12 protein-coding genes and 1 pseudogene are annotated in these 13,296 nt (G+C 63.7%); 10 read left to right on the top strand and 3 right to left on the bottom strand.

What is annotated here, in order from left to right; all coding sequences use genetic code 11:
• The 5 genes and pseudogenes from CH256_RS27015 to CH256_RS26995 all read left to right on the top strand — a co-directional run.
• Positions 1–598: pseudogene (locus tag CH256_RS27015) on the top strand (hydantoinase/oxoprolinase family protein); the annotation flags it as partial.
• Between the two features lie 19 nt (positions 599–617).
• Positions 618–2,939 carry a hydantoinase B/oxoprolinase family protein gene (locus CH256_RS27010; protein ID WP_068283571.1) on the top strand — a complete coding sequence of 774 codons (2,322 nt, stop codon included), beginning with the start codon at positions 618–620 and terminating at the stop codon, positions 2,937–2,939.
• The gene (locus tag CH256_RS27005; RefSeq protein WP_068046748.1) at positions 2,936–4,615 is read left to right on the top strand and encodes a (2,3-dihydroxybenzoyl)adenylate synthase; all 1,680 of its coding nucleotides are present in this window, start codon (positions 2,936–2,938) and stop codon (positions 4,613–4,615) included. The genes CH256_RS27010 and CH256_RS27005 overlap by 4 nt, the downstream gene beginning before the upstream one ends.
• Entirely contained in the window at positions 4,612–6,150 is a 1,539-nt protein-coding gene (locus tag CH256_RS27000; protein WP_094671483.1) for an FAD-dependent monooxygenase, read from the top strand. Before CH256_RS27005 ends, CH256_RS27000 begins: the two co-directional genes overlap by 4 nt.
• A gap of 16 nt (positions 6,151–6,166) precedes the next feature.
• The gene (locus tag CH256_RS26995; protein WP_255183352.1) at positions 6,167–6,889 is read left to right on the top strand and encodes a TetR/AcrR family transcriptional regulator; all 723 of its coding nucleotides are present in this window, start codon (positions 6,167–6,169) and stop codon (positions 6,887–6,889) included.
• Between the two features lie 26 nt (positions 6,890–6,915).
• Here CH256_RS26995 and CH256_RS26990 read toward each other — a convergent pair whose 3' ends face one another.
• Complete coding sequence (locus CH256_RS26990; RefSeq protein ID WP_094671481.1) at positions 6,916–7,704, bottom strand: alpha/beta hydrolase; 789 nt, start codon at positions 7,702–7,704, stop codon at positions 6,916–6,918.
• A 1-nt stretch (position 7,705) separates the two neighbouring features.
• Positions 7,706–8,233: a phenolic acid decarboxylase gene (locus CH256_RS26985; protein WP_094671479.1), complete on the bottom strand. Its 528-nt coding sequence runs from the start codon at positions 8,231–8,233 to the stop codon at positions 7,706–7,708.
• A gap of 65 nt (positions 8,234–8,298) precedes the next feature.
• Here CH256_RS26985 and CH256_RS26980 point away from each other — a divergent pair, with 65 nt between their 5' ends.
• The 5 genes from CH256_RS26980 (at position 8,299) to CH256_RS26960 (ending at position 12,626) form a co-directional block, all read left to right on the top strand.
• Positions 8,299–8,790, top strand: coding sequence for a MarR family winged helix-turn-helix transcriptional regulator (locus CH256_RS26980; RefSeq protein WP_094671477.1), 492 nt, complete (start codon positions 8,299–8,301; stop codon positions 8,788–8,790).
• A gap of 246 nt (positions 8,791–9,036) precedes the next feature.
• Positions 9,037–9,858, top strand: a complete 822-nt coding sequence (locus CH256_RS26975) for a mycofactocin-coupled SDR family oxidoreductase (protein ID WP_068046760.1) — start codon at positions 9,037–9,039, stop codon at positions 9,856–9,858.
• A gap of 9 nt (positions 9,859–9,867) precedes the next feature.
• Entirely contained in the window at positions 9,868–10,701 is an 834-nt protein-coding gene (locus CH256_RS26970; protein WP_094639745.1) for a mycofactocin-coupled SDR family oxidoreductase, read from the top strand.
• The gene (locus tag CH256_RS26965) at positions 10,698–11,633 is read left to right on the top strand and encodes an AAA family ATPase (protein ID WP_068046766.1); all 936 of its coding nucleotides are present in this window, start codon (positions 10,698–10,700) and stop codon (positions 11,631–11,633) included. Before CH256_RS26970 ends, CH256_RS26965 begins: the two co-directional genes overlap by 4 nt.
• A 69-nt stretch (positions 11,634–11,702) precedes the next feature.
• Positions 11,703–12,626 (top strand): vWA domain-containing protein, encoded by a 924-nt coding sequence (locus tag CH256_RS26960; RefSeq protein WP_094639746.1) that lies wholly within the window; start codon positions 11,703–11,705, stop codon positions 12,624–12,626.
• A 73-nt stretch (positions 12,627–12,699) separates the two neighbouring features.
• Here CH256_RS26960 and CH256_RS26955 read toward each other — a convergent pair whose 3' ends face one another.
• The gene (locus CH256_RS26955; RefSeq protein WP_094671475.1) at positions 12,700–13,275 is read right to left on the bottom strand and encodes a GNAT family N-acetyltransferase; all 576 of its coding nucleotides are present in this window, start codon (positions 13,273–13,275) and stop codon (positions 12,700–12,702) included.
• Positions 13,276–13,296: the final 21 nt, after the last annotated feature.

Genomic DNA, 13,296 nt, shown 5'->3' with positions numbered 1-13,296 from the left:
CGCGGCCGAGCTGTCCGACCCAGCCGCGATGCCGCTCGATCCTGCTCGCGCAGAAGCAAACTTCGACGGCCTCGAGAAGCGAGTCCGCGAAGCCCTCGGTCGACAAGGGCTCAATTTCACGTCGGTCCAGGTCGAACGTGAAATCGACATGCGGTACACGATGCAGTTGGCAGAGGTTGCCACCACCATTCCCGAGGGCTCGCTGGACTCCTCGAGCGTCGCACACGCCTCCGATCTCTTCGAGCAGCGCTACGCAGATCTATACGGGAAGGACAGCGGCTTCCGCGAAGCAGGCATTCAGGCGATCACCTATCGCGTCCGCGCAACCGGCGTCCTGCCGTTCTCGCCGACTCTTCCCGAGCTGAAGTCCGCCGACTCCGCCGACGCCTCGATCGCTCGCATCGGCACTCGAAAGGTCAACCTGGACGGCCGAATCGGCTATGTCGACACCGACATCTACGACTACAGCAAGCTCGCCGCCGGGCATGTGCTCGCCGGCCCCGCCATCGTCGAAGTCCCGACGACCACTGTCGTCGTCCCGCACGGCACCACCGGAACTGTCGACCGCCTCGGCAACCTAAACATCGTCGCCGGCTGAGACCACAGGAGAACCGAACATGACATCAGCGATTCCCGGGTCCGAGATCTTCTCGTCCCGTCCCGTCGACCCCGACGCCCTCGCCCGCGCGCTCCCACCGACGCTGCCGGTGCACACCGTCACCCAGCAGCAGATCGACGAACTCGACCCGCTGACCTACGAGGTCATCCGGCACCGACTCTGGTCGGTCACCGACGAGATGGGCGAGGCACTCAAACGAATGTCCGGCTCACCCATCGTCACCGACGCGAACGATTTCGACTTCGCGATCAGTGACGAACTGGGACAGGAGGTTCAGGTGGGCCTCTACAACACCATGCTGGTCGGAGCCGTTGACCTGGCGATCTACTGGACCTTGCAGCACCGCGCCACCAACCCGGGAATCGTGGAGGGAGACATGTTCCTCTGCAACGATCCATGGGTCGGCGGGGGACTACATCAGAGTGATGTCATCGTCTACCAACCCATCTTCCACGAGGGCAAGCTGTTCGCCTGGACCAGCGCGATCTGCCACGAACCCGATCTCGGTGGTTCCGGCCTCGGATCGTTCGATCCGTCGGCGAAAGATGTTTTCTCCGAATCGCTTCCGACTCCACCGGTCAAGGTGGTCCGCGACTACGAGCTACAACGCGACGTCGCAGACCTCTGGGTTCGACGCTCCCGCGTTCCCATGCTGGTCGGACTCGACCTGCGTGCCAAGATCGGGGCGAACACCGTCGGACGCAACCGCATGCTGGCCGTCATCGAGCAGTACGGTGCCGACACCGTCAAAGCCGTCATGAAGCGCATGATGACCGACGCCGAAGGGCGACTGCGCAGCAAGCTCTCCTCGCTCCCCGACGGGACCTGGAAGGCCACCGGCTACCAGGACCAGTCGCACACCGGTGACCGCGAGGTTCACAAGATCACCGTCGCGATGAGCAAGACCGACGACCATCTCACGTTCGACTTCACCGGCACCGACAAGCAGACGGGCGTCATCAACTGCACCTACGCTGGGATGCGCGGCGGCGTCATGCTCGCGTTGCTTCCGATCCTCGCGGGTGACATTCCCTGGTCCGCAGGCGGATTGATGCGTTGCTTCGACCTGGTGTCCGAGGAGGGCACCATCAACAACGCGAGCTTCCCGGCAGCGGTCAGCCGTGGTCCCATCGGACCCGCTTGGCTGACCGGAACCCTCATCGCGGAATGCCTGTCGCAGATGCTCGACCGATCGGTCGACCTCGGCAAGAGCGTGCAGGCCGCGTGCTGCGGTACCTGGGACACCGCGGTGATCGCAGGCCTCGACGAACGCGGGGACCAACCCGTTCCGTTCCTGAACATCATGATGGAACCGATGGCAGGCGGTTACGGCGCACGACCGACCGCCGACGGCATGGACACCGGCGGACTCTTCTGTATTCCGATGGGGCGCATCCCCGATACGGAAATGACCGAGTTCCTCTACCCGCTGCTCACACTGTGGCGTCGTGAGGAGCCCGACTCGGGTGGACCCGGTCGTCAACGCGGTGGCGTCAGTGCATCGCTCGCTGTGACGCCGTACGGCACCTCGCTCCCGATGGGCCTCGTCCTCGCCTCGGCGGGTAAAGCCGTGGCGCAGAACAACGGCCTGGCCGGCGGGTACCCCGGCAACACCGGACTCGAAATTCTGGCGCGCAGTACCGACGTCATCGAGCAGTTCGCAGCGGGAAAGATTCCCGGAGCCCTCGAAGATCTTGGCGGCGGAAAGGAATTCGGCGCGTGCTACGCCGAAAGCTATGTCGCTCCCGGTGAGGTGCTGTACATGCATTGGCAGGGAGGCGGCGGCTACGGAGATCCGTTGCATCGCGATCCGGCGGCTGTGGTCGTGGACCTACGCGAGGGCAAGGTCACCGCAGAGGGGGCGAACGTCGTTTACGGCGTGGTCATCGACGCGGGAAAGGTGGACGAGGCAGCAACTGCGCGACGACGTCGAGACATGATCGACGAACGGCGCACGCGTTCCACCCAGCACTCCGACGCTCCCACCATGGATCTCTCGCTGGCAAGACGTCTCGACGACAACCTGTCCGAGGTGACCGTCGGGGACGTTCGGGTCATCGCCTGCGCACAGTGCGGCCGGCTCCTCGGTGACGAGAAGTCGAGTGGTGTACTGGATCTGGCTCGCTACGAGGGGCCGTCCTCGGCGGCGGGGCCGCAGGTGACATCGGATCCCTCCATCTACGTCGACACACCCATCGTGTTCCGTCAGCTGTGCTGCCCGGGATGCTGGACTGCCGTGTACTCGGGAATCGTTCCTGCCGATCATCCCGATCATTCGTTGGAGATCTCTCGACTACTTCCTGCGGTGGCCGAACGATGACGGTGACCACGGAGACGACCCACTCGGACTGGGACGGCAGGCTGGTGGGATACCCGGAGGATCGCGCGCAGGGCTACCGCCGGAGTGGTTCGTGGAGCTCACTTCCCACGAGTCGCCGGTTCCACGACATCGCACTTCGGTATCCCGACAGGCTCGCGATCATCAGCGCCGAGGGCTCGATGACGTTCGCCGAACTCGATCGTCGTACCGATGCCATCGCCGCCGGATTGATTCGACAGGGACTGGTGCGCCTGGACCCTGTGCTGTTCCAGATGACGAACCGGCTCGAGACGGTGCTGGCCTGGTACGGCTGCATCAAGGCCGGACTGGTTCCGGTCGCCACACTGGCCGCGCACCGAATGCACGAGATCGCGCACATCGGTGCCGCGGTGGGCGCGGTCGCGCACGTGGTCGAAGCCGGTCTGCCGTCGTTCGACCTGGTCTCGTTCGCCCACGAACACGCCGCAGGGAGCGAGACCGTTCGCCACGTGGTGACGGTCGGGGCGAACGAAGGTGACGGACTGCGGTTGGAGGACATCGGCCGCGACATCGACCCCGACGAGGCCCGAGCTCTCGTCGAAGCCATCGAGGCCGAGACGGCTCCCGAGGATGTGGTTGCGTTCCAATTGTCCGGCGGCACAACGGGAGTACCCAAGGTCATTCCGCGGATCCATGCCGAATACTGGAACAACGCACTCATGTATGCGCAGCGGCTGCAGTGGACGTCGGACAGCCGCGTCGCCCATCTGATACCCATCGTGCACAACGCAGGCATTGCCTGCGGTCTGCACGCCTCGCATTCGGTGGGCGCGTGTCTCGTGCTCTCCACCGCCGATGTCGGATCGGCGTTGGACCTCATGGAGCGTGCGGAGGCCACCGAGGTGTTGATCGGCCACGGTCATTACCAGGCCGTACTGAGTCCCGAGTTCGATCGGGTGCGTGGGCGTCTGCGGCACGTGATCCTGTCCGGGGCCAAAGTGTCACCGGCGCTGATGGACCGCGTCGACGACGGCGGAGACCATTGGGCGGGTCAGCTGTTCGGGATGTCCGAGGGGCTGCTCACCGTCACCCCGGTAGCCGCCCCTCGCCACGCTCGAATCACCACCGTCGGCACTCCTGTCTGCGCCGAGGACGAGGTGCGCATCCTCGATCCCGGCACGGAGATCGAGCTGTCCGACGGGGAAGTCGGCGAATTGTGTTGCCGTGGCCCGTACACGATCACCGGGTATTTCGGGGCCCCCGAGCACAATCGGACTGCCTTCACCTCGGACGGCTTCTACCGGACCGGCGATCTGGCGTCGATCTCCGTCGTAGAAGGCGAGCGGTACATCACGATCGAGGGGCGCATCAAGGACCTCATCAACCGCGGCGGCGAGAAGATCAATGCCGAGGAGGTCGAACTGCTCCTCCTCGACCATCCGGCCATCGTGGGCGCGGCCGTCGTCGCGATGCCCGACCCTCGACTCGGCGAGAAGACGTGCGCGTATCTCGTCACCGACGGGGACCCGTTGACGATGGCCGACGTGCAGGAGCATCTCGCGGGTCTCGGTGTGGCCAAGTTCAAATGGCCGGAGCGCCTCGAATGGCTCGACGCGCTTCCTCGAACCAACGTCAACAAGATCGACAAGAAGCGTTTGCGGCTGGACATCGCCGCGAAGCTCGAGAGGCAACCATGAAACTCGACCGCGTCGCAGTCATCGGCGGGGGCCCCGGCGGCCTCTACGCCGCACGGCTGCTGAAACTGTCCAATCCCAAGGCGGAGATCACCGTCTACGAACAGAGTTCACCGGACACCACGTTCGGGTTCGGAGTCGGCCTCGCCTCACGGACACAGCGGAATCTCCGTCAGGCCGACGCTGCGTCACTCGATGCGATTGTGGCTCAGGCGTACTCACACGAGATGTCGATGCAGGTAGGGAACAGAACGGCCCGCTTGGCTCACGGTGATCTTCTCGCGATAGCGCGGACGTCTCTGCTGTCCGTATTGCAGGAACAAGCGCGCGATGCAGGAGTTCGGCTGGAGTTCGGCGAACGCCGCGAACCCGCCGACCTCGATGTGGACCTCGTGATCGCCTCGGACGGAATCAACAGCGCGACCCGTACGGCCGACGGTCGATTCGGTGCCGACATCACCACCGGAACAGGCCTCTACCTTTGGTGTGGAACGGATTTCGCACTAGAGAGCGCCATATTCGTACCCGTCACCACCGAGCACGGCACGTTCGTTGCCCACGCGTATCCCTATGCGCCGGATCGCAGTACGTTCCTGATCGAGACGGATCTCGATACCTGGCACCGGGCGGGCTTCGACGTCACAACTACTGCCACGGGCGCAGCCCACAGCGACGAGGCATCGTTGCGCTATCTCGAGAAAGCGTTCTCCGTCACTCTTCAGGATCACAGCCTCATCGGAAACCGGACCCGGTGGATGCAGTTCCGAACGGTCAAGTGTCGAAAGTGGTCGGTGGACAACATAGTTCTTCTCGGAGACGCCGCGCACACTGCGCACTATTCGATCGGATCGGGAACGAAGCTGGCGATGGAGGACGCCATCGCCCTCGATGCGGCACTGGCGTCGGCTGCGACCGTCGGCGATGCCCTCACCGAGTACGAACGGGTGCGTCGCCCCGCGGTCGAACACCTTCAGCAGATTGCCGTGCGAAGTGAACAGTGGTGGGAGTCCTTTCCGCAGCGCATGGATCTGCCCGTGGACCAACTGATGGTGGCGTACATGACGCGCGCCGGAAAGGTCGGTCTCGAGCGATTCCTCGAATCTGCTCCCGAGGTGGCGTGGAAGGGAATCGCGAGCTACGCGCGGGTTCCCGCGGACTCGGAGGTTCCTGCCGATGTGTCCCGCTGGATCCTCTCGCGGCGCATCGAACACGGTGGGCGGTCGTTTTCCGATCGATTCGCCCCGCCCGATCTGCGCGAAGACCCGACGACGACGGTGGTCTCCGTCGACGTCGAATCTGCGTGGAACGAGAAGGCGACGGCCATCGTCGACGAGTCCAGGGCAAGTTCCACGGTGTGGTTGACGGGGTCCGGCGAGCGTGATCACGTCCTGACCCGACTCGATGTCGCGGAGCGAATGATGCGCAGCACCGGTGCGCTCGTCGTCGTCGACGTGCCGGAGGAGTGTTTGTCCGATGCGGTGGCAGGTCTGGTCAGTGCGCGTACCCACCTCGTGTTTGTCGGTTCTCGACGACGGTGACGGTTATTCTTCGGTCATGACACGCGAGGACTCACCACGAGGATCGGCGCGCAATCCGCGTCGGGAGCTGGTCGAGAAGCAAATTCTCGACCAGGCCACGCGATTGTTCGCCGAGAAGGGTTTTGCCAGCACCACACTGCAGGACATCGCGGACGCGACCGGTCTGACCCGCCCGGCGCTGTATCACTATGTCGCGAACAAGGACGAGCTACTCTCGCGCCTGATCAGCGAGAGCACCGAGACCCCGGCCGCAGTTCTGCACGAGATCAATGCGCGATCCGATCTCGGCCCTACCGAGAAGCTACGCAAGATGGCCACCGCGATCGCCCTGAACCAGGCCGAAACCGCCGACCGCTTCAAGCTCATCATCAGGTCGGAAGCCGATCTGCCCGAGGAGATTTCGCGGACGTACCAGCAGAGTCGCAGGCACGTGCTCAAGGAGTTCGTGACGGTCGTCGAAAATGGCGTCAGGGCAGGGGAATTCAGGCCTGTCGACCCGCGCACAGCAGCACTCGGCATCATCGGCATGCTCAACTGGGTCGCCTGGTGGCATCAGAGCGGTGACCCGGACGCCGATCGGAGTGTGGCCACTCAACTCGCCGACATGGCATTGCGGACCGTCGTCCAGGACAGCGGAACGCCTCTCGTACCCGAGGGGCCCGAACGTGCGATCTCGATGCTCCGCGAGGATCTCGATTACCTCGAACGCATCCTGGCTCGGGATCGATCGGAATCGTGATCGACGGACTCGCGCCGGAGCCTTGCTCACCCAGCGCCCGGTAACCCCAGGAACGACAGCAGACGCGTGAGAAGTTCGCCTCGCCACGCACGCGATGACCAGGTGTGGTCGGCACCGGTGACCTCGGTGAATGTCGCGTGTGGCAACAACTCTGCGTAACGGCGTCCGTACTCGAGCGGCACGATCCGGTCTGCCGTGCCGTGGACGATGTCGACGGGACCGTCGTATCCGGCCGCAGCCTCGTACACATCGAGGCCATTGCGGATGTCGTCGAAAAATGCCAGTCCGAGCCACATGCCGCCGAAGTCGAAGCCGCCGTTCTGTGCGACGGAATCGATGGGCTGGCCCTGGATCTCGTGCTTGACGGTGATGTCGTCGACGACAACGCCTGCAGGTGACCACAAGGTGAGACTGGCGACACCGTCGGACAAGAGCGTGGCCGCCATTGCCGCTTCCACTGCGCCGAGGCTGTGGGCGAGAACATGCACCGGTGCAGATCGATCGGCAGCGAACTCCCGGATCATGGTCGACACCTGCTCGACCTCGTCGCGCAGGGTGATGTCCTCGAACTCTCCGTCGCTGACGCCGTGGCCGAGTCGGTCGTACGCGCGGACGACTGCTCCCGCTTCGACGAGGCGTCGAGCGATCTGCACGAAGAGACGCTGTGGTCCGATGCTCGAGTCGCTGAAGCCGTGCACGATCAGAACGGACGGCGCTGTTCTGTCGGAGTTCGTGGGTCGATACTCGTGGCCGCGGATCACCTGCCCACGGTGGGGGAGCGTGAGCGTGGCCACGCCGGGGTTATGGATGTTCATCTCAGTTGCTCCGGTCGGCGAAGCCTGCCGGTAAGTCAGCGGGTGCTGTGTCGATGACGGTGTCGTCGTCGGTACCGACGTACTCGAACAAGGTGATGTGCGCGAACTCCGGCACGACGTAGATCGGATAGGTGGGGCCCTGATCGCGGAACTGACGCATCTCGTCGAGGTGGTCGTTCTGAAACAGGACGGTTTTGGACCCGTCGAGTTCCACCCAGTGAGGGAAGAAGATGGTGCCGTGCAGTACGCGGTCCTCTGGAACGACGTTGACGACGACGCTCGTGCCGGTGGGCTCGTTCCACGAGATCTTGTACACGCCGCGGCCGAGTCCGACGAGATCGACTTGTTGTCCCTTGACCCACCGGCCGCCGACCATTCCGGTGTGGATCCGGTAGTCGATGGTGGTGGCGTTCTTGACGTACATCTCGTACTGCCACCCGTTGGCGTAGGTGTAGATGAACCGATGGCCGAGGATCGAGTCCAGGGCTTGTTCGGGAGTGGGGTCGGCAACGCTGGTGTGAATGCTCATGATTCCATGATCACCCAGAAATGCGTTTGTTGCAAACCTAAATTCAGACTGAGTAGTCTGGCGCGGTGGACGATTCCGACAGCGCACCCGGTCTCGCCGATATTGCCCGCCATCTCAGCGAGGAGATTGGCCCCTTCCGGCGCGTGCTGCTCAACGCCTCCCGCTCGCGCGCGGGGCTCAAAGCCCTGCCCGACGCACAGATCGAGATCCTGCGGCGACTCTTTCCGGACAAGTGGGAGGGCCCCACAGTGCTCGGACGTCAGCTGGGGTTGGCTCGCCCAACGATCAGCAACCTCGTCCGAACGATGGAATCGGACGGGCTCGTCGTTCGCCGACCCGACGACTCGGATGCTCGAAGCATGCGCGTCGGCCTCACCGATCTTGCCCGAGAGCAATTGCGCATCTACGACATTGCGGCAGAGGGGCTTCTCGTGAATATCCTCGACGACCTGACGCCGGCCGAGCAACGCACCCTTCGTGACGCCACTGCGTTGCTCGGCCGAATCCGTGAGGCGCTCGAACACGGCGACGACCTGCAGCGGCGACAGAGTTCGTGACGGCTCGGCGCGCAATTCGCCTCGATACTTCACTGCGTGTGCACGTCTGAATCGGTCGTCCTGTTCTCGCGTCCACGGAACGTAAATCGACAACGATTCAAGTAATTCGGCCACATGTGCACTGGGTGTCATATAGCGTCGAATCGTGTCCTTCACATCGGACATCCTGCCGCGGACGTATCCGGCCAATCGTCGAAGCGTTCTGCGCTCGTACCGTTTTCATCCGACGATCAAGGAAGTTCGATCATGGGAAAGCTCGACGGGAAAGTAGCCTTCATCACCGGTGCAGCACGTGGACAAGGGCGTAGCCATGCGCTTCGTCTCGCGCAAGAAGGTGCCGACATCATCGCGGTCGACATCTGCGCACAGATCGATACGGTCGCCTATCCGATGGCCACATCGGAAGATCTCGCACAGACCGTGAAAGAAGTCGAGGCGCTCGATCGGCGCATCGTCGCCAAGGAAGCCGATGTCCGCGATTACGACGCGATGAAAGCGGCAGTGGACTCGGCGGTAGCCGAACTCGGACCCATCGACATCATTCTGGCGAATGCCGGAATAGCACCCCAGGGTGCCGAAAACCCCGACGAAGTGAAGACCTTCCGCGATGTGGTGGAGGTCAATCTCTTCGGTGTGTGGAACACCGTTCAGGCCGGGGTTCCGAGCATGATCGCCAAGGGCCAGGGCGGGTCGATCGTGTTGACCAGCTCGACTCAGGGCCTGTCCGGTGCGGGCGGTAACGGGTCCGGTGCCGGAGACGGCTACGCGGCCAGTAAGCACGCGGTCGTGGGGTTGATGCGCACGTTCACCAATTGGCTTGCGCAGTACTCCATACGCGTCAACACCGTGCACCCGACCGGGGTGAACACGCCGATGGTCGTCAACGACGTCATGCAGAAGTTCCTCACCGAAAACCCCGACGCCACAGCCATGCTCGGCAATTTGCTTCCGGTGCCGATGCTCGAAGCGATCGATATAAGCAACGCCATCGCGTGGCTGGTGTCCGACGATGCGCGGTACGTCACCGGCGTCACCTTGCCCGTCGACGCCGGCTTCCTGGCCAAGTAGGAGACGGACATGGGCAAGCTGGAAGGCAAAGTCGCATTCATCACCGGGGCCGCTCGCAGTCAGGGGCGGAGTCACGCCATACGTCTCGCGCAGGAGGGCGCGGACATCATCGCAGTCGACCTGTGCGGACCGGTCGACACCATCGAAATGTATCCGCCGTCGACCGAAGCGGACCTCGCCGAAACGGTGAAGCAGGTCGAAGCGCTCGACAGGCGAATCGTCGCCACCAAGGCCGACGTGCGTGATTCTGCCGCGCTGAGAAAGGCCGTCGACGACGGCGTCGCCGAACTCGGACGCCTCGACATCGTGCTGGGCAATGCGGGAGTGTTCGAGATTGCGCCTGCCCTCGATATCACCGACGACGCATGGCAGAACATGATCGACGTCAACCTCACGGGCGTCTGGAACACGTGCAAAGTTGCTCTGCCGCATCTGATCGCCGGCGGTCGCGGTGGTTCCATCGTGCTGACGAGTTCGACGGCGGGCCTCAAGGGCACACCGAACACGGTGCACTACACCGCGACCAAGCACGGCGTCGTCGGCATCATGCGCACTCTCGCAAACGAATTCGGACAGCACAGTATTCGCGTCAACACCGTTCATCCGACCGGTGTGGACACCGTCATGATTCAGAATCCCAAGACGTGGGGGTTGTTCGCTCCCGACGATCCGAACCCGTCGCGAGAGAAGTCGGCACCGATCTTCCAGACCACGAACACGCTGCCGGTGCCGTGGATCGAGGCAATCGACATCTCCAACGCGATAGCGTTCCTGGTCTCCGACGATGCGCGATACATCACGGGTGCAACGCTTCCTGTCGATGCGGGGTACACGGTCAAATGACTGCTACCGCGTCGATCGGTGAGGTGCGCCGGCGGATTGCTGCGCACCTCGTGGGTCGAGACCGTGAACTCGACCTCCTGTTGGCAGCGGTCGCGGCCGGGCGGGACCTGCTCCTCGAGGGCCCGCCCGGCACCAGCAAGAGCACGCTGCTCGGCGCGATCACATCCGAGTGGTCCATTCCGCTGTTCTTCGTCGAGGGCAACGCCGATCTGACACCGGCCCGAATTGTCGGTCACCACAACCCGGCTCGGGTTCTTCGCGAGGACTACAGCGAGGACAACTTCGTAGCGGGACCGCTGATCGACGCGATGCGCACCGGCGGTTTCCTCTACATCGAAGAGTTCAATCGCGCACCCGAGGACACCCTGAACACGCTTCTCACCGCGATGGCAGAACGACGCATCGTGGTCCCGCGCGTCGGCACTGTGCACGCGTTACCGACGTTCCGCCTCGTGGCATCGATGAATCCCTACGACAACGTCGGTACGACGCGCCTGTCGACGAGCGTCCACGACCGTCTGTGTCGTCTGGCCATCGGTTACCAGGATGCCGAAGCGGAACGCGGCATCGTGGGTCTCCGTAGCGAATCCGACTCCGCTCGACTGATCGCCGACGCCGTAGCCGTCACCCGGATGACGCGTGAGCACGAGGACATCACCCAGGGCAGTAGTGTGCGCGGGGCAATCGATCTGACCCTCGTCGCTCAACAATTGGCAGATCTGCGGGAGGTGGCGATTCCGCTCGCCACCGACATCGATCCACCGAGAGGCCTGCCCGAGGACTACCAGCAGGTGATGCTCGACGCGATGTACGTTGCCCTGTCCGGGCGCATTCACATCGACGAGACATCCGACGCACCAGCAGAAATGGTCTTGCACACGATATGGCAGGACCATTTCGTGCTGCGTCCCGCTGCGGCGGCACCTGGTTGAAGAGCCGTCGAGGCCGAATCTCCGATCACACGGCCGGGGACCCGTAAGCCGGCAGGAACTCTGAAGCCGTTGCGCCGCAAACCGAAACAGCTGACGGAGTCACCGTCGCTGTTTCGTCCCGGCGGCGGAAGCGGTGCGGTACTGATCGCTCAGGGCCGCAGCAAGCCGGGTAAGGCTGCCGGCGAGAACAATCCGTCGGCACCCGGATTCACCGAGGAGTCGGCCGAAGTGATTCCTTTGACCGACGCGACCGAAAGCGAGTCGACTGCCGACGCCGCGACTCGGGCCCGCGCCCGAAAGATCGCGGCTCGTCTTGCAGTTCGGCGGCCACGCATCGACACACGCGCACGGCGTGGCGTCGGGGAGTTGACGTCTCTGCGCTATCGAGGCGGCAGTGACGAGATCGACCTGGACCGCATGCTCGATGTGTTTGCGGCCAATCCGATACCGGAGGACGATGACATCGTCGTCCGAGAACGCTTGCACACCAAGCGATCCATCGTCCTGGTGGTCGACATCTCCGGGTCGATGAAGGGCGAACGGGTGCGGACTGCGGCCGCGACCGTCGGCGCTCTGGCCGGTGAGATGAACCGAGACAACCTCGCGGTCGTCGCGTTCTGGTCCGACGCGGCCGTACTCACTCGATTCGGCGACTCGCGGACCCCATTGAATATTCTCGACACCGTTCTCCGCATTCCGGCGCGGGGATTGACCAACGTGCAGTTCGCGCTCCAGACCGCGGCCGGGCTACTGAGTACGGCGTCGGCTCCCGACCCACGGGTTCTTCTGCTCTCGGACTGCGTCCACAACGCCGGTCCCGATCCACGCTCGACCGCAGCCAGGATCGCGCGCCTGGACGTACTGCTGGACACGTCGGGTGAACATGACGTCGACCTCGGACGGGATCTCGCGCGAACAGGGCACGGTCGTATACGGACCATCAAGACCTACCGCGACGTCGCACCGGCACTGAGTTCACTGTTCGGAGACTGACGTGTGAAAGTCGTGATTCACGTGTTCGTCTGCGACATCGGCATCAGGCACCTCTCGGGTCAGGAGTCGGACGTCACGTACGCAGGTCTTTTCGCATGATGACTCGCGGGATTCCGCCCGATACCGATGTCGTCTCGGCGGCGAACTCGAAGCCTGCCGAATCGAACAGTCCGCGGGTGCCGACGTAGGCCATCGTCAGATCGACCTTCGCACCCTTGTTGTCCACCGGATAGCCCTCGATGGCCGGAGCACCGTGATCGGCCGCGAAACGAACGGCACCGTCCAAGAGCACGTGCGCTATCCCGCGCTTGCGGTGTCCGGCCTTGACGCGGAAGCACCAGGCCGTCCAGACCGGTAAGTCGTCGACGTGCGGAATCTTGTTCGAGCGCGCGAACGGCAGCTCCGCGCGTGGTGCCACCGCAGCCCAACCGACCACCTCGTCCCCGTCGTAGGCCAGCACACCCGGTGCGACTTTTCGACGGGTCAGCTTCTCGACGTATGCGGCGCGTTCCGGGCCGACGAGTGCTCTGTTGGTCGCGGAATCGATTCGATGACTCAGACACCAACAGACCGAGGACGTCGGGTTCTTCGGGCCGAGAATCGTCCGCAGATCTGCGAACGACGTGGCAGGCCGTACCGAGAAGCTCACCCGCCGACCATACCGAGGATC

The sequence above is a fragment of the Rhodococcus sp. 05-2254-6 genome, from assembly GCF_002258565.1.
Taxonomy (GTDB): Bacteria; Actinomycetota; Actinomycetes; order Mycobacteriales; family Mycobacteriaceae; genus Rhodococcoides.
This window is presented reverse-complemented; position numbering and strand designations above follow the sequence as displayed.